This is a genomic window from Paludibacter jiangxiensis (assembly GCF_001618385.1).
Lineage (GTDB): Bacteria > Bacteroidota > Bacteroidia > Bacteroidales > Paludibacteraceae > Microbacter > Microbacter jiangxiensis.
In genome coordinates, this window is the sequence record NZ_BDCR01000001.1 from 534,922 (window position 1) to 560,366 (window position 25,445).

Sequence of the window (25,445 nt, forward strand, 5' to 3'; positions counted from 1 at the left end):
ACAAAGACTTTACCTGTTCTTCCGAAGCATTGCTTCATTGACTCATTAGCACATTATCAAATTGCTTTGTTCAGTGCTTTGCGAGCTTTTAGCTCCCAGGTACGAATGCGATCTTTGTAAGTATTGTGACCATTCATCTTCACAATATCCAGCGAGGCATCCGAGTTATCTTCCCAGCGACGACACAGGTAAAGCACGTCATAAATTCGTCCGATACGGTGTTCGCGAGAGAAATAGAGTCCCAACGCATAATCTTCTCCATAGCTGGTGTTAGGCACTTTAATTTTGCGCAACATTGGGGTATAGAAAGCACGTGGCGCGCCCAGTCCGTTGATACGCAAGGCATTGTTACGACCGTTATCCGGAGTCCACTCCTTGTGATCGATTACTCCGGGAGGAATGGTTTCCATGTTAAAGTTGGTCATGCGGTAAGTTCCCACCACCATGGCGCATTGTTGCTCGTAGAAAGCATCCACGATAGTTTGCAGGGTAGTTTCACCGCTGTAAACATCATCGCTATCCAGCTGAACGGCAAACTTTCCGCAACGGGCATCCTGCACACCCACGTTCCAGCATCCTCCGATACCCAGATCGAAACGTTCTGGAATCAAATGGATTACCCGCGGATCCGATTCGTATTTACAGATCGCTTCCGTTGTTCCGTCGGTTGAGTGATTATCAATAATAATGAGGTTGAAATCGAATTTACATTGCTGTTTCAACACTGATTGAATGGCATCTTCGATGGTACGAACGCGGTTGAATACCGGAATGATCACCGATGCTTCCACCGGAAAATTACCTTCCTCGAAAGCCACATCCTTGAACTGAGGAGCCAGATATGCACCCACTTCTTTCAGGTGTTCGGTGCAGGCCGCTTCCATTTCGAGTTGCACGCTGCGGTTTTTCGGATCAACGTAATCGAAGATCTTTTCGCCCGACTTACGGCTATCTGTTTCAATTTCAGAATAGAGATATTCGTTAATATGAACGAGATCATGTTTTTGAGAAAGCTTAAGGCGCAGATCGTACAGTCCTGCAAAAGCGTAATTGGTCGTCATTGCCGACACCGCTTCCTTAAACGCTTTGGAGCAGAAGAGCAGCACCGATCCGAAATCGAAATCGTCGCGCAAACTTCCTTCCTGATAAGCAATCACCGGATGAATTTTCTTCACGCCATCGATCACCTGAAACGAATCAGCGTAAACCATGCCGGCAGCCGAGTCTTCGGCCAGATTCACCATACGATCGAGCGCAAAATAACCCAATTGGAGGGGAGAATATTTTTGATAAACGAAAATATAATCGGAAGTGGCTTTGGAAGCAATCATGTGCATGGTTGCACTGCTTTTCAGGCTGTCGATGTGCAGCACTTCGTAACCTCCGAACCCTTGGGTTTCTTCGGTTGCCAACAGATAAATTTTGCCGACCAGCGACGACGCAGTCAGTTGTTCCAGAGTCGGGGCAATCTGCTCTTTAGAAGCAAACGGTAAAAAACAATCAATTCGTATCATTTGATATTTTCTTCTTTATTGACATTAAAAAATGCGTCGGTAGCCTTTTTTACCGAGCCGTGCAGTAACAGCAGATTCTTTGCTGCTTCATATTCGAGTTTGGTCTCCTCCATAATCATCCGGGTGCCACGGTCAATCAGCTTTTTGTTAGTCAGCTGCATATTCACCATCCGGTTTCCCTTTACACGACCCAATTTGATCATGGTGGTTGTCGTAATCATGTTCAACACCAGTTTCTGTGCGGTCCCGGCTTTCATCCGGGTACTTCCGGTCACAAATTCAGGCCCGACAACAACTTCGATTGGAATATCGGCATACTGTGCAACCGGAGCGTCCGGGTTACAGGAAATAGACGCCGTAAGAATTCCATTTTGCTGAGCATGTTTCAAGGCACCTATCACATAAGGAGTTGTGCCTGATGCCGCAATACCAATCACTGTATCATTCACATTCACATTATAACTCACCAGCTCCTGCCAGCCTTTTTCTTCGCTGTCTTCGGCTGCTTCCACCGGATTGCGGAGTGCTCTGTCGCCTCCGGCTATCAAACCTATCACTAACGTATTGGGCATACCATAAGTCGGGGGAATCTCCGAAGCGTCGAGGACTCCCAACCGACCACTGGTACCAGCTCCCATGTAGAAAATTCGTCCACCCCGCTTCATCCTCAACACTATCGATTCAACCAGCTTTTCTAACTGAGGAATCGCCTTTTCTACAGCAAGAGGCACTTTTTTATCTTCTTCGTTGATACCTACCAACAATTCCAGCACAGAACTTTTGTCAAGATTATCGTGCAATGACGACATCTCAGTGATTTTTTCAAACGCCATACGCGTAATCAGAGTTTATTAGATCGTTGAATGTGATATTTTATCAGCTCTTCAGAAGGAGCCTGAATAATTTTACCCAATTGCAGAGAAAGATCTGCCGCCACTTTGCGTAAAACATCCTGATAATGATATCCAATAGAGCCCACTACATTTACTTTTTTGTCCTTATAATCGTATTGAAAAACATTTCGTTTGAAGAAATCGGCGAATCCGTCATACACTATCTGATATAGCGCCGGTTCTTCGATATTTTCTATCAGGAACAACGACAATGATGCTAAAAATCGGCTCGGAAAAGGTTTACTGTAAATATTTTCAACAATTTGAGCCTGAGTCAGCTTGAAGCGTTCCAAAAACCTTTCTTTGAGTCCTTCCGGAAGTTGATTCTTCAGACAATCGGCAACCAACCTTTTCCCTAATGAGGCACCACTACCCTCGTCTCCGATAATGAATCCCAACGGAGAAACTTGTTGTGCGATCGTATTCCCATCATAATAACAAGAATTTGATCCTGTTCCTAAAATACATGCTATACCGGGCTCATCACCACACAGCGCTTTTGCTGCGCCCAGCAAGTCGCTTGCCACCTCTATCTTTTCATAAACAAATACTTTGGAGAAAGCTGACCTGACCAAATTGATTTGCTTTTCTGTGGCACACCCGGCGCCGTAGAAATAAATTTCAGAAATTTCATTGAGTCCAAGTTGTGGCAGCAATGTCATCCGCAAAAATCCCTCTATTTCATATTCAGTCTGAAAAAAAGGATTTATCCCCTGTGTGTAATAATGACTACAGCTACCATCAGCCTTAATAAGCGACCAATATGTCTTTGTAGATCCACTATCCGCAATAAGTATCATATTTATTCGATGAAAATGATTTATCAAAATTAATTGATCTGAAGTCCGGACACTGTAACAAGAAGATGGCAGTGTAAAATTGCATTCAAACCGGCTTATCAATTATATCGCAACAAAGGTAATTGAAAGTTTATGATTTGAAACTCAAAAACAACATATAAATCATTATTTTTATTTTATTTATTATTTTCGTACATATTTTTATATTTTATCCGCCACAAAAGTAACAAAAACCAACAGCAGAAAACACCCATAAAACAACTAACTAACAACCAATTAACCAATAACAGAATCTACATATACGACAATACCAAAAGAACAATTTACTCTATACCTATAGTTCATTTGTAAATATTTATCAAACAAACACTCTTTCAATTGCACAAAAAAATCAGCGAACCGTAAGATTCGCTGATTCTCATCTATATAATCATTTAAGAGTTAATCTAACCGGCAATGAGCAGTGTGGTAACGAACCAAACCCGGCATCGGCGATTTTTCGATCTGGCCGACGACAACATCAAATTCCGAAGCTACCTCTTTCAGTATATCGGCGTAATAATATGCCACATGTCCCATAAAATGAATAGGATAAGCCTTATAATCATAATGCACGATATTGCGGGTAAAAAAGTTACGGAAATTCCGGCTCACAAGCTCGTACACATATTCATGATCGAGATGCTTCTCCAAAAAGAATGAAAAGCTTGCGAGGAAACGATTAGCAAAAGGCTTGCTGTAAACATTTTCCATAATATCCGCCGGGGTAATTTTGTATACATCGTAAAACATATCACACAAATCTTTCGGAGCAATCTGCTTCATACAATCGCTCAAAAACATTTTACCTAAGACGGCACCACTACCCTCATCGCCCAGAATGTAACCCAAAGGAGCCACGTTCTTAACTATCTTTTCTCCATCGTAAAAACAAGAGTTTGAGCCGGTTCCAAGAATACAACCTATTCCGGGTTGATTGCCGAATAAAGCTCTTACAGCTCCGAGCAAGTCACTCTCCACTTCTGCAGGGGCTCTGAATTGAGTCACCAGAGATGCCTTAATAACATCCTTTTTTTCTTTGGATGAACAACCCGCGCCATAAAAATATATCTGATCAACTTTCTTTTTGAAGAAAACTTCAGGCAATTGCAACCTAATAGACCGACTAATCTCTCTTCGCATCTGAAAGAAAGGATTCAGTCCCTCTGTAAAAGCTCTCTCTATAACATAGATACCTTCTACAAGACACCATTCGGTTTTAGAAGAACCACTGTCGGCAATTAATTTCATCGTAAATATTTTTAAAATATATTCAGTATCAACTCCACTTATTACTAATACCCGGTAGCTTTAAACGTCAGAACAACGTCTATATTTTAGAAAATCAAGAAGTCTAATGACGACCAATTGAGTCGTCAATTCAAAATCAGAAGACAAAATTAACGATTATCCTGCTAACCAACAAGTCTACAAACAAAATTACACTAGCACGTTTACATTATATTAGTATATATATTCACTTTTTAATGCGTTTCAACTGCTTAAAACAGCCCTATAATTAGGATTTTTATCCTCCTTTTAATTTATTATAATTTATTTTTACACTATTAAAGTGCAAATATAGTACATTATGACTTACTTTGCAAAAGTAAAATATTCATGTTTATAGCACCTGATAATTGTGTTATAATTCAGACCACACCTGATAACTTCTTCTCTTTATTTTGCTTATGAACACTTCAAATAACATCAGAGCTTTTCAGCAAGCAATGCCCACAACGATAACAAAACAACGTTTGTTTACTGATATCACACGGCGTTTAGCCTGGGGTACCGACGCCGGATTTTATCGTAAAATTCCTCAGCTCGTTTTACACCCGGCCAACGAAGAAGAAATCAGCACTCTTTTAAAAAATGCGAACGACACAGCTACTCCGGTTACGTTTCGGGCTGCCGGGACTAGTCTTTCCGGGCAGGCCATAAGCGACTCTGTTCTGATAGTGGTCGGAAAACTCTGGGAGAAATACAGGATTCATGACAATGGAGAGACAATTTCATTGCAACCCGGTATTGTCGGAAGCCGCGTAAACGAAATATTAAAACCTTTCGACAGAATATTTTCACCTGACCCCGCCTCTCTTAACTCTGCCATGGTGGGAGGCATCATTATCAATAATGCATCGGGAAAAAGTTGCGGCACTCACGCCAACAGCGATAAAATTCTCCTTTCTGCCCGCATTATTTTTGCAGATGGTACGTTGCTGGACACAGCCGACGAGCAAAGCAAAACGGCATTTCAGGCTACGCACTCGGAATTTATACAGACGCTTTTAGAATTAAGAGACGAAATACGGGAAAATAAAACACTCTCCGACAGAATATGCCATAAGTACAGCATCAAAAACGTCACAGGATTAAATATCCTTCCTTTTATAGCTTACGACGATCCGTTTGACATAATCACGCATTTGCTGGTTGGGTCGGAAGGTACACTTGCCTTTTTAGCAGAAGCCACGGTGAGCACGGAACCCGAAATGCACTTCAAAGCGAGTGCAATGCTCTACCTGAAAGATATAAAATATGCCTGCGAGGTTGTCCAAAAGCTGAAGCATACGCCTGTCACCGGAGTTGAACTGCTCGACAGAAAAGCACTGCAGTCGGTGGAAGGCAAAGAAGGAATGCCCGATTATTTACCACAGCTCGCCCCTGGAGTAACGGCATTATTGATTGAAACAAAAGCGAATACGGAGGAAGAATTGTTGTATCAGATCGAAGCTATCGAGCTGTGCATTCGGGAATGCGAAACGGTGCTACCCGCCTCGTTTACACAAGATGAAAACGTATACAATGTGTGGTGGGCAATTCGTTCCGGTATTTTTCCTTCGGTGGGAGGCATGCGCGAACCCGGCACTACTACACTGATCGAAGATGTTGCATTTCACATGGAAGACCTTGCCGAGGCAACATCCGAACTCCAGCAACTTCTTGAAAAATACAACTATACAGATAGTGTTATTTATGGACATGCGCTTGAAGGAAATTTCCACTTCATTATAAACCAACGATTTGACTCGAATGCAGAAGTTGCGCGCTACGAATCGTTAATGAAAGATGTGGTGGAGCTTGTCACCGAAAAATACGACGGCTCCCTAAAAGCAGAGCACGGAACCGGCCGCAATATGGCTCCTTTCGTTGCAAAAGAATGGGGAGATGAAGCTTTTTACATAATGCAAAAGGTCAAGAAGCTTTTCGATCCGAATAACATTCTCAACCCGGGTGTAATTTTCAATGACAATCCGGATTGTTTCATATCAGACTTTAAGCCGTTGCCCCTTACCAATCCGCATGTCGACAAATGTATTGAATGCGGTTTTTGTGAAGTGAACTGTCTTACATCTGGATTCACGTTATCATCGAGACAACGGATTGTAATCCAACGCGAAATAACGAGACTCAAACAAAACAACGAGAGTCCAGAAGTCCTTCACGAACTTGAAAAAGGATACAAATATCTTGGCAATGCAACCTGTGCCGGTGATGGTTTATGTGCCACCTCGTGTCCAATGGGCATCAACACAGGCCACCTGACACACGATGTTCGTCACGCTTCTCTGCCAACGGGCAGTTTTGGATGGAATATCGGCAATTTTGCCGCAAACCATTTTGCAGGCATAAAAACAGGATTGCGCTCCGTGCTGACTCTTGCCAACTTCGCCCACACAGTGATAGGTAGTAAAAACATGACTTATCTCTGCAACGAAGCTAACAAAATGGGACTGCCACTTTGGACAACAGCTATGCCAAAGGCGCATAAAATTCATCTAAACAGCCTCAATATTAAACCTTCTCAGCAAAAAGTAGTCTATTTTCCAAGTTGCATCAACCAGTCGATGGGTGTCCACAAAGACAGTCCCGAGCAAACACCTCTGTCGGATAAAATGACAGGCCTTTTCCAAAAAGCCGGCTACGAAGTAATTTTCCCCGAAGAAATGGAAAAGATGTGCTGCGGTACCATATGGGAAAGCAAAGGAATGTATGACATTGCCGACCGAAAGACAGAAGAACTGGAGGCTGCGCTCTGGAAAGCAAGCGAGCAGGGCAAATATCCGGTAGTTTGTGATCAAAGTCCGTGTCTTTACCGGATGAAGGAAAAAATTACCAAAATAAAGCTTTTCGAACCGGTTGAGTTTATCGAAACCTATCTTGTCGACAAACTGGAGTTTCATCCTATCAATGAACCGATTGCGATACACACCACCTGTTCCATGACAAAAATGGGGTTAAAAAACACCTTAGTCCGTCTGGCAAATCGTTGTTCGTCGAATGTTTTACTCCCCTCCGAAGTTGGATGCTGCGGCTTCGCTGGCGACAAAGGCTTTACCACACCGGAGGTGAACAGGTATGCACTCCGCAAGCTGCATCCTCAAATTGAGGCAAACGGAATTAAAAAAGGTTATTCCAACAGTCGGACCTGCGAAATCGGACTGACGACTAACAGCGGAATTCCATATATGTCAATTGTTTATCTTGTGGATCAATGCACAACAGCTAAAGAAATTCATTGATTTCGCCCATCTACACTAACCAAATCTGTTTCAATGAGAATATCCTCTTTTTTAATCAAAAGAGGATATTTTTTTTTACTTCCTCCAATTCTTATAAACAAATAATCAGAGTTCCCCCGATTCATCACAAAATTCACAAATACTACAAGCTTGTTTACAGAATGATTCTTAACATTCAAAAAATAGAGGCAAAATGAGCTTATGGTTTCTCAACTATTCTCTATTTTTGTGGCATTAAACTTTATAATCTAATGCAAAAGAAGAATATATATCCATGGGTTGTAGTCGGCTTATTGTGGTTTGTTGCACTGCTCAACTACATCGACCGGCAAATGCTTTCCACCATGAAGCAATCGATGATGATCGACATTGTCGAACTGGAAACAGCTGCAAATTTCGGTCGCCTGATGGCAGTTTTCCTTTGGATTTATGCTATCATGAGTCCGCTTTCGGGGCTTATTGCAGATCGTCTGAACCGCAAATGGCTGATCGTGGGAAGTCTATTCATCTGGTCGGGCGTGACAATGCTAATGGGTTTTGCGCAAACATTCGATCAAATATACATACTGCGTGCCATAATGGGTGTAAGCGAAGCTTTCTATATTCCCGCAGGACTGGCACTCATAGCTGATTACCATCAGGGGAAAACCCGATCGATTGCCGTCGGCATCCACATGACAGGCATTTATCTCGGACAAGCTTTCGGCGGATTCGGAGCCACCATTGCCAGCAGCTTTTCGTGGCAAACCACTTTCCATATTTTCGGATTAATCGGTGTTTGTTACAGCATCATCCTGATTCTGTTTTTGAAAGAACACAAAGCATACACAATTATCCCTGAATCACGTTCACTGGGAAAAGAATTCCGCAATATGTTCAAAGGAGCAGGAACTCTTCTGGGAAGCCTCTCCTTCTGGGTAATCCTCTTTTATTTTTCGGCACCAAGCCTTCCGGGCTGGGCAACAAAAAACTGGCTCCCCACCCTTTTTGCCAACAATCTACACATGAACATGGAAATGGCAGGTCCAATGGCGACTATCACCATTGCTCTTTCTGCTCTGGTGGGTGTACTTATCGGAGGCGTTATGTCCGACCGTTGGGTACAACGCAACCTACGGGGAAGAATTTACACGGGAGCTATCGGTCTGGCACTTACCATTCCAGCCGTGTTGCTACTCGGATTCGGAGATTCTTTCATCACTATCTGGGGCGGAGCTCTCTGCTTTGGTTTTGGATTCGGAATGTTCGATGTGAACAATATGCCCATTCTATGCCAGTTTGCATCATCGCGCCATCGGGCAACCGGCTACGGATTGATGAACATGGCCGGAATCTCTGCCGGCGCACTTATCACCACCTTTTTGGGGCAATCTGCAGATTCAGGGCATCTTAGTCGCGACATTGCCTTTCTTGCAATCTTTGTTGCCGCGGCCTTAATCCTCCAGTTACTGCTTCTACACCCGAAGACAATTAACAAAACCGAAGATTAATCTGACTTTGAGAATTGTTTTGACCATACAGGTGACGAAAACTCCCTGACATACCGGCAAATTCTGCTCCGAAATACGGATTAAACAAAAGCTATGTTTTTATCAATCAATATCTTATTGTTTTTTTATTACATAGATCGCATCCTGTTTAATTTCTATGAAAATAAGCTAACTTTGCAGCTGTTTTTAATCGACTATTTATGGGTGAAAAGCCAATTTTTTACACGGAATCTCAGTCCCGATGGAAGAGTTTTCGTTGGGGTATAAGAATCGTTCTTATTTTCTTAGTCATTGGTATTGTTGCGGTTACTATATCATTATTGCGCAAACAGGCATTACAGCTTCCCCCGCTGAAAGAGCAAACAGGCATGTTCCGTAAAGTAACAGATAATGTTATTGCCAAGAACGACCAGAAGGAATACAAACGGCTTGAACGAATTATCAGTGAAGCCCGTAAAACACGCAAGCACGAGTTTTATGTAGAAAAAAAGGCCATCCCCGGCATTATAAAGAACTATTATCCTGTCAAAGCCGGTTTTTATGTAAACTGGGATCCTCAGTCAGAGTTCTCTCTCAAGCATAATATCAATAAACTGAACATGATTTTGCCTGAATGGCTGTTTATCACAGACTCTTCGGACGAAATTTATGACGATGTGGATTCTACAGCCATGAACTTCATGCGTAAAAACCATGTTGCCATTGTGCCAATTCTGTCGAACTTTTTCAATAAAAAATGGAACGGAGCCAACGTTCATAAAATCTTGGCTTCTCCGACTCGCCGCGCGGCCGTCATCAATAACATCTACAGGATTCTCAAAAAATATCAGTTTGCCGGCATTAATATCGACTTCGAAGATCTGGTTGAGAAGACTGATGCAAACCTGATTGCATTTCAGCGCGAACTGTACAAGAAGCTTCATGCAGAAGGCTTTCTTGTTTCGCAGGATATTTCACCTTTCAACGAAGATTATAACGTAAAAGAGCTGGGAGAAGCAAACGATCTTCTCTTTTTAATGGCCTACGACCAGCATTCTCCGTCAAAAGCTGCCGGTCCTATTGCCGCACAGTACTGGATTGAAGCCGCGATGGACGACATGTTCAAAAAGGTGAATCCTCAGAAGGTGGTATTGTGTATTGCAGGTTACGGATATAACTGGGCGGAAGGTCACGAAGCACGAAACAGTACTTATCAGGAGTCGATGGCTGATGCACTGGGTAACAATGCTCCGGTTCACTTCGACAACCAGACATACAATCTCGATTTTTCGTATTATGACGGAGAAGGCAAGCTGCACCGGGTATATTTTACCGATGCCGTTTCCAATTACAACGCCATACGAACAGCCTACGATAACGGAATGGCAGGTTATGCCCTCTGGCGACTTGGATCTGAAGATGCCAGACTTTGGAGCTTCTTCTCCAGAGACTTATCACTGCAAGGCTTGAAAAAGAAACCATTCGACTACCACTCTCTTGAATATATAAAATCGTCTTTCAGTGTCGACTATATTGGATCAGGAGAAATTCTGAACATCGTATCGTCCCCCCGTCCCGGGAAGATTAAGCTGGAAATCAACAAAGCAGAACAGGCCATCTCGGAAGAAAATTATCTGGAGATGCCGTCCAGTTATGTAATCAACCAGACAGGTAAAAAAGAGAAAATGATCGCGTTCACCTTCGATGACGGTCCTGATGAAGATTACACTCCTCAGATCCTTGACATTCTGAGCAAATACCATGTTCCGGCCGCATTCTTTGTTACCGGTATCAATGCAGAGCAGAATCTACCCATCATGCAACGCATCTATCGCGAAGGCCACGAGATTGGGAACCACACGTTCCTGCATCCGAACATTGCCATTATTTCGCCGTCGCGATTTCGTGCAGAATTAAGAGCGACCGGATACATCATTGAGGGAATTACCGGCCACGCCACCATGCTGTTCCGTCCTCCTTATGACACGGATATTACCCCGACCAATCAATCGGCCATAGAACCGTTGGCTCTTGCCCGTTCTGAAGGCTATCTAACAATCGGATCAAATATCGACCCACTCGACTGGGAAATAGGTGCGCGCCCCGATTCGATTCTGGCCCGTGTGATGCGTCAAAATGAGAGAAGCATTCTGGAAGATTCACCTCACAATATCATACTTCTGCACGATGCCGGCGGAGATCGTTCTGCTACAGTAGCAGCATTGCCCCACATCATTGAATATTACAAATCACAGGGTTATAAATTTGTAAGTATTGCCGATTTATTGGACAGAAAACGAGATGACTTGATGCCTCATCAAACCGGTGACTTCAATCAATACCTGCAAACGGCTGACGCTACTGTAGTAACAGCCAGCTACGTCGTAAACCGCATCTTGTCTGTTATTTTCTTTGTTGCATTGCTGTTGTCTGTTGGCAAGATTTTAACCGTTGCAATCCTGGCTTGCGTACATAGAAAAAGAACAAAGAACCAACCAATTGCAGAGTCGACCGAATTGCCTCGCATGAGTGTGATTGTTCCTGCATATAACGAGGAGGTAACGGCTACCAAAACAGTAGAAAATCTTTTAAAAAGCACCTATCCTAATCTCGAAATAATCTTTGTTGACGACGGTTCGAAGGACGACACCTACAAAAATGTGATGGCGGCTTATGGCAATCATCCGAAAGTAAGTGTAAATACCAAACCGAACGGAGGAAAAGCTTCTGCACTGAATTATGGTATCCAGATCGCTACCGGAGAAATTCTGGTTTGTATCGATGCCGACACATTGCTTAAATCAGATGCTATCAGTAAGATGGCTCCTTATTTCTCCGATCCGAAAGTTGCTGCCGTTGCCGGGAATGTAAAAGTGGGCAACAGGGTTAACCTGCTTACGAACTGGCAAAGTATCGAATACATCACCAGTCAGAACTTTGACCGCCGTGCATTCGATATTCTGAATGCCATCATGGTTATTCCGGGAGCCATCGGCGCTTTCCGCCGTGATGCAATTATTGAGGTGGGCGGATTTGACACCGACACGTTGGCCGAAGATTGCGACCTTACAATGCGTTTACTTCGCAATGGCTATGTTATTCATTGTTGCAACGAAGCGCTGGCATTTACCGAAGCACCCGAAACAATGAACATGCTACTGCGTCAACGTTTGCGCTGGTCATTTGGCATTATGCAGTCGTTCTGGAAACATCGTAAAATGATGTTTAAGAAAGAGCACAAGAACATGAGCTGGATACTCCTGCCCCATCAGATGATCTTCCAGTTGTTCCTGCCGCTGATGTCGCCTGTAGTTGATATTATCTTCCTGGTATCCATCTTTATGCCCAAGGCGTCACTACTGATAATATTCTATTTCGCTTATTTCGTTCTTGATCTTATCATCTCCCTGATGGCATTTAAGTTCGATGGAGAAAAGTTCAGGTTCAAATATATATTCTACCTGTTTATACAGAGAATTCTTTACCGCCAGCTACTCTGGTACGTTTTAATGAAATCGTACCTGCGGGCCATAAAAGGCGAATTAGCTGCTTGGGGAATCCTGAAAAGAACCGGCAATACCAACGAGCCGAAAGAATAAAAAAAACGGGTAAGTTTCTATTGAGACTTACCCGTTTTTTTATCGTTCCTGCAATAAAATCACTGAGGCCTTTGCAACCTGTCCTCCCAGTGGAGGATTAAGCTTTGATAGTTTGATTTCGACCGAAGAGAGCTGGCGACCGAATTCATCAAATAAAGCATCAATAATACGCTTTGCAACGTGTTCGAGCAACTTTGAAGGGACAGCCATCTCCTTTTTGACTATTTCATAAGCGATCCCATAATTAAGCGTGTCAATGAGGTTATCACTTTCAGCTGCACTTGCCAGCGACACCTTCATCTTCAGATCGACCGTAAAATAATTACCGGTCTGCCGCTCTTCCTCAAATACCCCATGATGCGCAAAAAAACGCATTTCTTCCAGCAGAATATAGCTTGTTTTCATATTGTGTTGATTTTTTATCCCGAAATATATTTCCCGTAAGGCAACTTTCGCAGCACAAAGATAATTAATAGTGAGACCATCAGGGTAAGAAGCGTAAGTACCGGCAGTGTCCATGCAGGATGTCCCATCGTCCAGAAAATATCATATTGAAAAAATATCCCGATAACCATGATATGCGACAGGTAAACGCCATAGCTGTAATTACTGATTAAGCGTTGAATCCATAGCAAAACAGGATTTTTAATCGTTGTATCTTTCACAAGCAGAAACAGGGCTATAACCTGCAACATGGTATTGAACGTGACATTTCCATACATGTCAAGGTCGAGATGATGCGATTGTCTGCTGAAATACCAGGTGGAAACGGAAGCTATTACAACAGAAACAACCAACAATACAGCTGCAACTACACGCTGGCTCTTGTTGTTAATGCTGAATTTAGTGAGATAATAACCCAACACCAAATAGCCGGAATATTGCAAATACCCGAGCAGCCTTGCCGGATAATGGTCAGTCCAACCATAAAAATTAACAGGCAATTTACGGGAAGAGAAGCTAAGTAACGCCCAGCCAATAATCAACCATAAAACCCCTTTGTCTTTCAGGCTACGCACTCCCCTGCTGATAAACGGAAACAGTAAATAGAAGAAAAGAATCATGTAAACATACCAGAAATGCTTGGAAATTCCTTCATTTCCAAGCAGCTTTACCGCCCACAAAAACACCGATGAAAAGGTATCGGGTTGTTTAGAAGACGGCAGCACCATCCATCTGTAAATCCAGTAGGCCACCATCCAAAAGAGAAACGGCAAAAGAACTCTTGTAAAACGTTTTTTGTAGAATGTCCGGAGGTCGTATTCCTTCCCCAGCATGGTTGCTCCGCTTAACATCAGAAAAAGAGGGACAGCGAAACGCACCGCGCTATCAAAGATATTCCCAACCCACCAGTTGCCCATATTTGCAGCATAACTCATCTTCACCACCGGTGTGGATTCATGAATTATTATAACTCCTATGGTAGCTAAAACTCTTAACGAATCGAGCCATTGAATATTTTGTGGTTTTGATTGCATCTGACAGTTGGTGTGTACGTGATTTTCGTATTGCAAAGATACAACATATAATAACATGCTTCAATCGTCAATGCCTGGTCAACACCCTTAGACTCCGGTCGGCGTAAGCTTCATCTTTGTCTCCACCAAAGAGGAAGCTCCTGCTTTCCAAACGTAAACCTATTTCAGCCCTGACCAAATCAGACCACTTTCAACTGACATTTTTTCCGATTTATTAACAAAAACATGCCTTTTTGGCCGAATTTCAAATTGGCAAAAGTTTTGTTGCATGAAAGAAAGAGATGCAAAATATAGCAAACCTCTCCCGACACGAAACTTATAAAATTACATAAATATATGAATTTCAACAATTTCACAATCAAAGCCCAAGAAGCTGTACAGGATGCGATTCAACTGGCTCAAAGCAAAAGCCAGCAAGCTATTGAAACTCCACACCTACTGAAGTCCATTCTGAAGATTGGAACGGATGTTACCAATTTTTTATTTGGAAAAACAGGGGTAAATGGCACAGCCATTACTTCTGCGGTCGATCAGATGGTCGAATCGTTACCGAAAGTGACCGGAGGAGAACCTTATCTGAGCCGTGAAACCAATGCCATACTTCAAAAAGCAATTGATTTCTCAAACAAAGAAGGCGATCAGTATGTTTCACTCGAATTTATACTTTTAGCCCTTTTGACCGAAAAAAGTCAGGTATCTTCTTTATTGCATGATGCCGGTCTGAATGAAGCTGCAATGCGTACCGCTATAGCCGAGTTACGCAAAGGCAAAAAAGTTACGGAGCAGACAGCTGAAGATACGTACAATGCATTAAACAAGTATGCTATCAATCTGAACGAACGCGCCCGTTCCGGGAAACTCGATCCGGTAATTGGTCGTGACGAGGAGATCCGTCGTGTTTTGCAAATCCTGAGTCGTCGTACCAAAAACAACCCTATCCTGATTGGAGAACCGGGAACCGGCAAAACAGCGATTGCCGAAGGGCTGGCTCACCGTATTGTGCGTGGCGATGTACCCGAAAATCTGAAATCGAAACAACTCTTTTCGCTGGATATGGGGGCACTGATCGCCGGAGCAAAATACAAAGGAGAGTTTGAAGAACGGCTAAAATCGGTTGTTAACGAAGTGATCGGTTCGGAAGGAGAAATTATCCTTTTTATCGACGAAATACATACCTTGGTGGGAGCCGGAAAAAGCGAAGGAGCGATGGATGCCGCCAACATTTTAAAACCGGCTCTGGCCCGTGGCGAATTGCGGGCTATCGGCGCCACAACGCTCGACGAGTATCAGAAATATTTTGAAAAAGACAAGGCACTCGAACGTCGTTTTCAGATTGTGATGGTCAACGAACCAGATCAGACCGATGCTATTTCCATTTTGCGAGGATTGAAGGAACGCTACGAAAACCATCACAAGGTACGTATCAAAGACGATGCGATTATTGCCGCCGTGGAACTTTCGAGTCGTTATATCACCGATAGGTTCCTGCCCGACAAAGCCATTGACCTGATGGACGAAGCAGCTGCCCGTCTGCGTTTACAGGTAGACTCGGTACCGGAAGAGCTCGATGAAATCTCGCGAAAAACAAAACAGCTGGAGATTGAACGCGAAGCAATCAAACGCGAAAACGACACTCAAAAACTGGCTCAACTTGAGAAAGAAATTGCCGATCTGAAACAACAGGAAAGTGTGGGTAAAGCCAAATGGCTCTCCGAAAAAGAGGTGATGAACCGGATTCAGCAGGCAAAAATCGAGATCGAGAATCTGAAGTTCGAAGCCGACAAAGCCGAACGTGAGGGCGACTACGGAAAAGTAGCCGAAATCCGTTATGGAAAACTAAAGAGTCTCGAAACCCAGATTGAAGAAGAAAAATCGAAACTTCATCAGTTGCAGGCTGACTCTCCGATGATAAAAGAAGAGGTGAATGAAGAGGACATTGCTGACGTTGTCTCGCGCTGGACCGGAATTCCTGTCAATAAAATGTTGCAGGCCGAAAAAGACAAACTCCTCACGCTGGAAGAAGAGCTTCACAAACGAGTGATTGGTCAGGACGAGGCAATCAACGTGATTGCCGATGCTGTGCGCCGTAGTCGTGCCGGGCTGAGTGACCCGAAACGGCCGATCGGTTCGTTTATTTTCATGGGAACTACCGGCGTCGGGAAAACAGAGTTGGCCAAAGCGCTGGCGGAATTTCTCTTCGACGACGAGAACATGATGACTCGTATCGACATGTCGGAATATCAGGAAAAATTCTCCGTTACCCGACTCATCGGTTCGCCTCCGGGATATGTTGGTTACGACGAAGGGGGACAGCTAACGGAAGCCATTCGCCGGAAACCTTACTCGGTAGTTTTATTTGACGAAATCGAAAAAGCGCACCCGGATGTGTTCAATGTTTTGTTGCAGGTGCTCGACGATGGACGTCTAACAGACAACAAAGGCCGCACGGTGAATTTCAAAAACACTATCATCATCATGACCTCAAATTTGGGTTCAAACCTGATTCGCGACAATTTTTCAAGGATCAACAATACGAACCGGGAAGATGTGATAGATCGTACCAAAAACGAAGTGTTCGAACTCTTGAAACAGACCATTCGACCGGAATTTTTAAACCGTATCGACGAACTGATAATGTTTGCCCCACTCAACGAAAGTGAAATCAAACAGATCGTGGGTTTACAGGTAGAACATATCAAACGTCAGCTCAAAGAGAACGGAGTGGAATTGCAGGTAACCGATGCCGCACTGGCTCAGATTGCCAAAGAAGGTTTCGATCCGCAGTTTGGAGCGCGCCCTGTCAAGAGGGTTATTCAGCGAGAAGTACTCAACGAGCTTAGCAAGCGATTGATTGCGCAAACCATAGACCGCAACAAGCCGATTGTGGTAGACGCCCTTGCAGGCGCACTCATTTTCGGCAATTGACTAAGCAACGTTCGGAGCAGCTAATAATTCTCACTATATTTTCACGAGTCTGTCGGTCAATAATTGTCGACAGACTCTTTTATTCCCCTCTTGTTCCAAGTTTACCCGTTGTTTAGTTCAAATTTTGGCGATAGGCGGAACTTGGACTGGAATCGAAAATCAGCAAAGCTAAACCAAAGCAGTTTTTAACCGCAAACAACGTTCAGTGTTAGTTAATTTTGCATCCAAACTACACTTCGTTCACTTGAACGAGAATCTGAAATACTTGCACTATCAGGGGCGACATAGCAAACTGTATCGATAACCTTACGGGCAAAAAGGCTATCTGATTAATTCCTTTTACACCTTTATTTTGAAGGATGAATTGCTCTCCTCAATGAAATTACAACGCCCGAATTTTATAAGATATTTACTGCTGTTTTATCAAATCAAACTTAATCGGTGGTGGCACTACGGCACCTGCAGTCTTGAATGAAATCGTTTTATTTACAGGCATTAGTAAAATACGATGCTTTAGGTCGTAAAGAAAACCAGCCAGTGAATCCAGCGCGGCCGGCACATTGCGAGCATGTACAAAAATAGTTTTATCTGTATTTTCTTTTACTAAGTTGATCGCATAAAATGAACCATCTTCAAAATTCTCATAATAGTTTGGCAAAAAAAGATTCAGACCATCCGACCCGATCAATTTATCCAACTTTTTTCGATCGTTTTCACACATAACTCCAGCGTACATCTGATACAGTTTAAATGGCGTTTTACCTGAATGAAAATCCATACTCATCCAGTGATGATAGACATAGATTGTGTCATTATTCGTAATCTTCATTGAATAAACTTCATTAAATGTACTACAAAACGAAAATTCGAGACTATCAAATGTTTTTTGTTTTTTGCTGCAAGCCAGAACTAAGCATAACAGCAAAATGGAATAAAGATATTTCATGGCGTATTGTAAAGTTAAGTTCTGGGAAACTATTTATCCCTGTTTTATTTTGAACAGATTCTCTTCAATTGCTCTATATCGTTCCAGATCACTTGCTTCAGCGTGAGCTCTGCCCCAATCTGCATATATACGTAGTACATAAAAACAAATAAGGCATCTACAATCTGTAAATGCCTTATTTGTTGTCGGGGTAGCGGGATTCGAACCCACGACCCCCTGCTCCCAAAGCAGGTGCGCTAACCGGACTGCGCTACACCCCGAATGATGTTTGTTTGAAAAACCAACAGAAACAATTCCCTTAGTTTTTCGGACTGCAAAGGTAAATCATTTTTCTTACTTCTGCAAATGATTTTTATCTTTGTATGTAAAACTATTTCAATATTCTTCTGTGGCCGGACTTTATATTCACATACCCTTTTGTAAATCACGTTGTTCTTACTGCGATTTTCATTCCGGCGTTCAGCTAACATTGCTGGATCGGTTTGAAGACGCACTGTGCACCGAACTTACATCCAGAGTTTCGTACCTCAAGAATGATCCGTTGGAAACCATCTACTTTGGCGGCGGAACACCCTCATTGCTCAGTACTGAACATTTATCTGCAATTTTTGAGTCCATTCAAAGTCATTGGGATATAAGCAGTTGCAATGAAATCACACTTGAGGCTAATCCCGACGATTTATCGGAAGAACAACTCAAAGAATTGTCAGAGTTGCCGATCAATCGATTAAGCATTGGGATTCAATCGTTCAATGACAACGAACTCAAATTGTTACGTCGCAGACATACCGCACAACAGGCAGTAGATGCCGTAAAAAGAGCTCAGAAATATTTTTCCAATATCAGCATTGATCTCATGTATGGGCTACCGGAACAAACGATTTCTTCATGGGAAAATACTATTTCGGAAGCTCTTGCGTTGAATATCCAGCATGTATCAGCTTATCACCTGACATACGAAGAAGGAACTCTCCTTGAACGAAAAAGACGGGAAGGCCGTATTTTACCGGTTTTGGAAGAAGAGAGCGTGACAATGTACCGTTTATTGCAACGTAAGTTGAAAGAAAAAGGCATTGAGCAATATGAAATTTCCAATTTTGCCATTCCCGGATTTCACTCCCGACACAATTCTTCGTATTGGGAAGGTATCAGATATTTGGGAATCGGTCCTTCGGCGCATTCATTCGACGGAGAATCGCGCCAATGGAATATTGCAAACACCTTACAGTACATTACCGGAATAGAGCAAGGAACTCCTCATTTTGAAAAAGAGGTCTTATCTGAAACCGACAAGTACAATGAAATGATAATGATTTCATTGCGAACAACGAATGGCATTTCGCTGGAGCGCGTTGAAAAAGAATTCGGCACAAATACAAAAAAAGAACTTATAAAACAATCAGCCCGTTTCATAGACGCCGGCATTATGTTGCTTGAAAAAAATCGGCTACACCTCTCTTCCGAGGGTCTTTTTCTTTCGGACGGAATAATCACTGATTTGATGCAGGAGCAATAAACCTTTTGTAATAGCTGAAAAATAACTAACTTTGTCTTTACTAATCACCAATGAAACAGATGGCAAAATTTTCTTTTACTGCTTACTGGTTATTGATAATCTGCGTTTTGATTCAATCCTGCGGACCAATGGCCCGGTTAAAAAAGGCAGATAAAAAATACGACATTGGCGAATACTATACCGCCGGCAATCTGTATCGCAAAGCTTACACGACACTTCCTTTAAGCAAAAGACAAATACGAGCATATGCCGCCTTCCGCCAGGGAGAGTGTTTTCGTATAATAAACAAACCATCCAAAGCAATAAATGCTTACCTAGCTTCGATCAAGAGCAAATACAAAGACAGCATTGTTTATCTTCAATACGCCCGTGTTTTGCATGAAAATGGCAATTATGGGGAAGCTCTGAAAATGTATCAAACCTACCTGAAGGCACATCCGGACAATCAACTTGTCATCAATGGAATAACTGCCTGCAACAAACTTTCCGAATGGCAAAAATTCAAAACCGACTATGTAATTCAACGGGCTGGAGAGTTTAATTCCAAAAACGCCTCCGACTTTTGCCCTGTTTTTGCCGATGCCGATGGTTCGTCTCTTATTTTCTCCTCAGCCCGCGTTAACACTACAATCCGCAAACCAAGTGACATTACGGGTTTTCCTCAAAACGACCTTTATCTGGTGCAAAAGAATGTTGCCGGCAAGTGGGAGAAACCGCAACCAATGGAAGGCATCTTCAACACCGATTTTGACGAAGGATCCGCCTCGGTAACAGAAGATGGCAAAACCATTTACTTTACCCGCTGCCCTTACGACGAAACGCAGAGTCTCGGAGCGCAAATCTTCATGGCTGGTCGTTCCGGCGGGCAATGGACAGAGCCCAAGCAGGTTGTTTTGTTCAGAGACAGCAGCATTACGGTAGCACATCCTGCCATTAACGCATCCGGAGATACGCTTTATTTTGTTTCTGATAAAAAAGGCGGATACGGAGGGAAAGACATCTGGATGTCAGTCAAAGAGAAAGGAATGTGGAGCACACCTCAAAACCTCGGCCCGTCGATCAATACCGCGGGAGACGAAATGTTCCCGTATGCTCATCCTGACGGTTCTCTCTATTTCTCGTCCAACGGACACCCCGGCTTCGGAGGACTCGACATCTTTCATGCCACCCGGATTGATGACAAGAACTGGAATGTGGTTAATATGATGACTCCTTTCAATTCTAATGGAGACGATTTCGGGATCACTTTTGAACACAAAAAACAAAAAGGATATTTCAGTTCCAACCGTGGGGAAAGCAAAGGATATGACAAAATATGGAGCTTTAACCTTCCCGAAAAGGAATTTGTTCTTACCGGAGTTGTAACCGACAACAAGAAGCAAATTCTTGGAGATGCAATAGTCCGCATCATCGGCACCAACGGAGCAAATGTAAAGATGCGTACCAAGAAAGACGGCACATTCTTTTACAAGGTAGAACCGAATGTGGATTATGTTCTGCTTGCTACCTGCCGGGGATTTCTCAATCAGAAGAATCAGCTCTCCACGCAAGGATTAAAAGAGAGCAAAACATATAAAGTTGCGTTCCAGCTAACACCTGTAGGCAAACCTATTCCTTTGAACAATATTTTCTTTGAGTTTGGCAAATGGACTCTTACCAAAGAATCTGAAACTGCCATGAACAGTCTGGTAAAGACACTCAAGGACAATCCGAATATTACTATAGAGTTGGCCGCGCACACAGATATGATTGGAACATCAGAAGCCAACCTGACCCTTTCGGAGAAGAGAGCACAGACGGTTGTCGATTTCCTTATTCAGGCAGGGATTCCCAAAGACCGCCTCTCGGCAAAAGGATATGGAGAAAGCATGCCGGTTACAGTAGATGCAAACATTGCTGCCGCCTACCCATTCCTCAAAGAAGGAACGGTTCTTGATGAAACATTCGTAAAATCATTGAAACCGGATCAGCAGGAAATTGCCAACAAAATAAACAGGAGAACAGAATTCCGTGTGGTCAAAACCACATTTGGACTTAAATAGAGGAAAGAATATCTTTCAGTGATGATGAACGGTGGGATGAGACAAAGATATTTGAATCAAATATCAGAATAACAGCAAATAAAAAACAATCCGTGAATTATCGAAAACTAACAGAAACAGAGATTGCGCGCCTACAATTGCAACTCTGTCGTGCTGACAACTGGGCAGATATAGAAGTAGTAGAAGACTTTACCCCTGAATTCTTCAGGAACGTAAAATTTACAGGAAAGAATCAGCTCGGAAAATTTGGTGAAGAAATCACACTCGCCGGAGGGGTTAAAGCCCATACCGGAATTTACGATGCCTGGATTCATAATTGCTCCATAGGCAACAATGTATTGATACATACCATCCGCGATTATGTTGCCAACTACACCATTGAAGATAATGCTATCATTTTCGACGTCAAACTGCTTGCCGTCGATGGGGAGTCATCATTCGGGAACGGGATTAGCGTAGAGACCATTAGCGAAGCCGGCAACCGAAGCGTAATGATCTACGACAAACTTTCGGCTCAACTGGCATATATCCTGGCTCTTTACCGCCATCGGCCCCAGCTTATCGACAACATCGAGAAGATGATTACTGCTTACAGCAACCAGGTAAAAAGCTCGCGTGGCACAATCTGCTCTGGCGCCCGAATCTACCGCTGTGACACCATCCTGAATGTGAAAATCGGCAAAAAAGCTCATATCGAAGGAGCCCGCCTGATAAAGAACGGAACAGTCAACAGCGAAGCCGCTGATCCGGTTTATATCGGAGATGGATGCCATATGCAAAATTTCATCATTTGCTCCGGCTCTAAGGTCAACAATGCAACGTTGGTAAGCAACTGCTTTATAGGTCAGGGCTGTATCCTTGACAAACACTATTCTGCCGACAATTCATTGTTTTTTGCCAACTGCCAGGGATTACACGGCGAAGCCTGTTCGATCTTTGCAGGTCCTTTTACTGTCACCCATCACAAATCGACTTTGCTAATCGCGGGCATGTTCTCTTTCCTGAATGCCGGTAGTGGTTCAAATCAAAGCAACCACATGTACAAATTGGGACCTATTCATCAGGGCTTTGTGGAACGAGGGAGCAAAACTGCCAGCGATTCCTACGTACTTTGGCCGGCAAAAATAGGAGCTTTCACACTGATTTCTGGACGACACTACTCTCACTGCGATACTTCGGAATTACCATTCTCTTATCTTATTGAGCATAAAGACGTTTCTTATCTATCCCCTGCAGTCAACCTGCGCAGTATAGGAACCATCCGTGACTCCCAAAAATGGCCCAAACGTGACGTACGTAAGAGCGAAAACCTGTTGGATTGCATCAATTACAACCTACTCAGTCCTTTTACCGTAGAACGAATGATACAGGGGCGGAACCTTCTGCTCACCATGCGTGAGAAAGATGAAACCTGTGCCATTTACCAATATCAGGGTGTAGAAATTGAAGCCCGTATTTTGTCGCGCGGAATTCGTTTGTATGAAAATGCAATCTGGAAATTTCTGGGCAATTCTCTGATCACACAGCTAGAAAAAAGTACTAAATCACTCGACAAGAAAGAAATTCAGTCTATTCTAAAAGTCACATCGCCGGAAGGCTCCGGTAAATGGGTAGATATTTCGGGAATGATTTGTCCTTCTTCTGTTCTGAACGACCTGCTCAATGATATAGAAAGCGGGAAAGAGTCCTCGCTGGAAAATATCAGCGCTGAATTCAAACGGATGCACCACAATTATTACAACTACGAGTGGACATGGGCATACGACACGCTCTCGCAATGGTATGGAAAGAAGCCCGACTCATTTACCCCTGAAGATATTATTGCTGTTGTAAAGAAATGGTTGACTGCAGTACTGAACATTGACCACTGGCTTTACGAAGATGCTCAAAAAGAGTTTGCTTTAACCCAACAAATCGGTTTCGGAATTGATGGCGACGAAGAAGCCCAACGCAAGGACTTCGAAAATGTAAGAGGCTCTATGGAAACCGACGATTCTGTGTTGACCATCAAAAAACACATGGAAGCCAAAGAAGCCCTCGGCAAACGCATCATCAACATGGTAAAAGAAGCCAACGGTCTTTCGTAAATATTCTCTCATTTACGTCACACATAACCAACAAAAAAGAGGCTGTCCAATGGACAGCCTCTTTAATTTTTATAAAAAGCCACCGCTGCATAAGCAGCGGCTTGACTCTTTAATAATTTATTTTAACCCTGTACGTTTATCCCACCACATCTGCTTACCCCAGAAATAATCGCTTTCTGCAGCAGCTTCAGGCGCACAGTTTTCCTTGTTAAGATTACGTTCCGTATCAGGATATCCGTAACACATCGGAGGTGTATTATGGCCGGGGAAATAGCTGTCTGGTGCAATTGCGTTGCCCGAAGGATAACCACTCATACGAAACAAAGACCATGCCTCCATACCGTTTTTAAATACCGAAACCCACCATTGAGTAAACAATTGAGCCTGAGTTCCGTCATATTTTCCTCCGTTAGCTAAGAAGGTAGAAGCATCACTTGCACTACCCCCGTTTTCTTGAATTGAAAGTGTCACCGCTTTTTCATAAGCTGCTTGTTGAGTCATACCAACATTCCAGCCTTTGCTTGCAGCGTAAGCGATTGCAAAATAAGTTTCGCAACTACGCATCCAGGGAGAGAAACCTGTCAACGAATTGTCAGACATAAAACGTGTACCAATTCCCGAGTAAGCAGCTACTGCTGCAGTTGCTTCCAAACCATTCTGATAACCTGCATATTGTGCAGCTCCACTTACACCGTTGGTATAGTTGGCGGTTGGTTTGGCATATACAGACAAACGAGGGTCATTAGTTCCGCTTAATGTTTCTACCATTAATTTGCTAACGCCATACTCATTCGGGCGAGTCTGATAGTAATCTGCGTAGGGTTCAGGATATTCACTATTCCATTGGAAGAAAACATTATCGTTATTACTTGCCAATACAGGATATTTTGAAGGATTACCCAGAACTTCCTCAAAGGTTGACTTTGCATCATTAGGATCGACATTGGCAATACGAGCTGCAATACGAAGACGCAAAGAGTTACCATACTTCTTCCAGGCTGTAATGTCGCCATTCAGCAAAATATCGCCAGCGCCCAATTTATCGCTCTTTGTTCCTAATGCCTCAACAGCAGCTTTCAACCGTTTCAACAAATCGGGATATATTGCAGACTGCTTATCATATGTCGGTTTTGTCACGCCACTTGCCAGTTTTAAGGCATTCGAATAAGGGATATTACCCCAACGATCACTAATTACCTGGAAAATTTGGCACTGGAAAATTGTAGCTGCGGCCCACATGTTCGAACCAACTTCTGATTTATCAATTACTGCCTGAAGATTGCTGACGGTATAATAGCAAACGTTCCACGAAGCCGTATTCACGGTCGGACGGAAGCTATAATACCCCTCATCGGTATACATCCATTTTGCAATCTGACCCGAAAAACCACAAGATTCATTCAAATCAAACCACTCATCAAACATATTGTCCGAAGAATAACGCAAACAGTAAGCAAGTGTATTTGTTGCTGGCACAATCTCTTCCTTAGGATTATCAGGGTCTGTATTAACTTCATCAAAAGTACTTGTACAGCCTGTTATCATCAGTGCCACTACCATCAATAGCGCTGATATTTTGAATTTATATGTTTTCATATTCATGTTATTTAA

The 25,445-nt window shown here is 43.0% G+C and carries 15 protein-coding genes and 1 tRNA gene; 7 read left to right on the forward strand and 9 right to left on the reverse strand.

The features are described 5' to 3' along the window. Positions 1–56 precede the first annotated feature (56 nt). From PJIAN_RS01995 to PJIAN_RS02010, 4 genes are all read right to left on the reverse strand, one after another. The gene (locus PJIAN_RS01995; RefSeq protein ID WP_068701509.1) at positions 57–1,514 is read right to left on the reverse strand and encodes a glycosyltransferase family 2 protein; all 1,458 of its coding nucleotides are present in this window, start codon (positions 1,512–1,514) and stop codon (positions 57–59) included. Further along, on the reverse strand, positions 1,511–2,347 hold the full coding sequence (gene murQ, locus PJIAN_RS02000) for an N-acetylmuramic acid 6-phosphate etherase (protein ID WP_068701510.1): 837 nt from the start codon (positions 2,345–2,347) through the stop codon (positions 1,511–1,513). Before murQ ends, PJIAN_RS01995 begins: the two co-directional genes overlap by 4 nt. An 8-nt stretch (positions 2,348–2,355) precedes the next feature. Beyond that, positions 2,356–3,207 carry an ATPase gene (locus PJIAN_RS02005; RefSeq protein WP_068701512.1) on the reverse strand — a complete coding sequence of 284 codons (852 nt, stop codon included), beginning with the start codon at positions 3,205–3,207 and terminating at the stop codon, positions 2,356–2,358. Positions 3,208–3,648: 441 nt separating this feature from the next. Continuing rightward, positions 3,649–4,497, reverse strand: coding sequence for a hypothetical protein (locus tag PJIAN_RS02010; RefSeq protein WP_068701514.1), 849 nt, complete (start codon positions 4,495–4,497; stop codon positions 3,649–3,651). Between the two features lie 440 nt (positions 4,498–4,937). Between PJIAN_RS02010 and PJIAN_RS02015 the strand changes: the two genes are divergently transcribed. The 3 genes from PJIAN_RS02015 to PJIAN_RS02030 all read left to right on the forward strand — a co-directional run bounded on the left by PJIAN_RS02015 (position 4,938) and on the right by PJIAN_RS02030 (position 12,840). Beyond that, the gene (locus PJIAN_RS02015) at positions 4,938–7,772 is read left to right on the forward strand and encodes an FAD-binding and (Fe-S)-binding domain-containing protein (protein ID WP_068701516.1); all 2,835 of its coding nucleotides are present in this window, start codon (positions 4,938–4,940) and stop codon (positions 7,770–7,772) included. A 251-nt stretch (positions 7,773–8,023) separates the two neighbouring features. Beyond that, on the forward strand, positions 8,024–9,262 hold the full coding sequence (locus PJIAN_RS02025; protein ID WP_068701520.1) for an MFS transporter: 1,239 nt from the start codon (positions 8,024–8,026) through the stop codon (positions 9,260–9,262). Positions 9,263–9,462: 200 nt separating this feature from the next. Beyond that, the gene (locus PJIAN_RS02030) at positions 9,463–12,840 is read left to right on the forward strand and encodes a trifunctional glycoside hydrolase family 18/polysaccharide deacetylase/glycosyltransferase family 2 protein (protein WP_068701522.1); all 3,378 of its coding nucleotides are present in this window, start codon (positions 9,463–9,465) and stop codon (positions 12,838–12,840) included. Positions 12,841–12,879: 39 nt separating this feature from the next. On the opposite strand, the gene folB is transcribed toward PJIAN_RS02030, so the two are convergent. Next, positions 12,880–13,245 (reverse strand): dihydroneopterin aldolase, encoded by a 366-nt coding sequence (folB, locus tag PJIAN_RS02035; RefSeq protein WP_068701524.1) that lies wholly within the window; start codon positions 13,243–13,245, stop codon positions 12,880–12,882. A 14-nt stretch (positions 13,246–13,259) separates the two neighbouring features. Then, positions 13,260–14,318 carry an acyltransferase gene (locus tag PJIAN_RS02040; protein ID WP_068701526.1) on the reverse strand — a complete coding sequence of 353 codons (1,059 nt, stop codon included), beginning with the start codon at positions 14,316–14,318 and terminating at the stop codon, positions 13,260–13,262. A gap of 336 nt (positions 14,319–14,654) precedes the next feature. Between PJIAN_RS02040 and clpB the strand changes: the two genes are divergently transcribed. Continuing rightward, the gene (gene clpB / locus PJIAN_RS02045) at positions 14,655–17,243 is read left to right on the forward strand and encodes an ATP-dependent chaperone ClpB (protein WP_068701528.1); all 2,589 of its coding nucleotides are present in this window, start codon (positions 14,655–14,657) and stop codon (positions 17,241–17,243) included. 409 nt (positions 17,244–17,652) lie between these two features. Here the strand turns inward: clpB and PJIAN_RS02050 are convergent, their stop codons facing one another. Both PJIAN_RS02050 and PJIAN_RS02055 read right to left on the reverse strand, forming a co-directional pair. Next, positions 17,653–18,072, reverse strand: coding sequence for a hypothetical protein (locus PJIAN_RS02050; RefSeq protein ID WP_153802449.1), 420 nt, complete (start codon positions 18,070–18,072; stop codon positions 17,653–17,655). Between the two features lie 302 nt (positions 18,073–18,374). Continuing rightward, positions 18,375–18,449, reverse strand: a tRNA-Pro gene (locus PJIAN_RS02055). Positions 18,450–18,577: 128 nt separating this feature from the next. Here PJIAN_RS02055 and hemW point away from each other — a divergent pair. From hemW to PJIAN_RS02070, 3 genes are all read left to right on the forward strand, one after another. Continuing rightward, a complete protein-coding gene (hemW, locus tag PJIAN_RS02060) occupies positions 18,578–19,705 on the forward strand; it encodes a radical SAM family heme chaperone HemW (protein ID WP_068701532.1) in 1,128 nt (375 codons plus the stop codon). A 59-nt stretch (positions 19,706–19,764) separates the two neighbouring features. Next, entirely contained in the window at positions 19,765–21,747 is a 1,983-nt protein-coding gene (gene porE / locus PJIAN_RS02065; protein WP_439951389.1) for a PorE family type IX secretion system protein, read from the forward strand. A 92-nt stretch (positions 21,748–21,839) separates the two neighbouring features. Next, positions 21,840–23,834, forward strand: a complete 1,995-nt coding sequence (locus tag PJIAN_RS02070) for a DUF4954 family protein (RefSeq protein ID WP_068701536.1) — start codon at positions 21,840–21,842, stop codon at positions 23,832–23,834. A 117-nt stretch (positions 23,835–23,951) separates the two neighbouring features. On the opposite strand, the gene PJIAN_RS02075 is transcribed toward PJIAN_RS02070, so the two are convergent. Next, entirely contained in the window at positions 23,952–25,430 is a 1,479-nt protein-coding gene (locus PJIAN_RS02075) for a SusD/RagB family nutrient-binding outer membrane lipoprotein (protein WP_172795557.1), read from the reverse strand. Positions 25,431–25,445 lie beyond the last annotated feature (15 nt).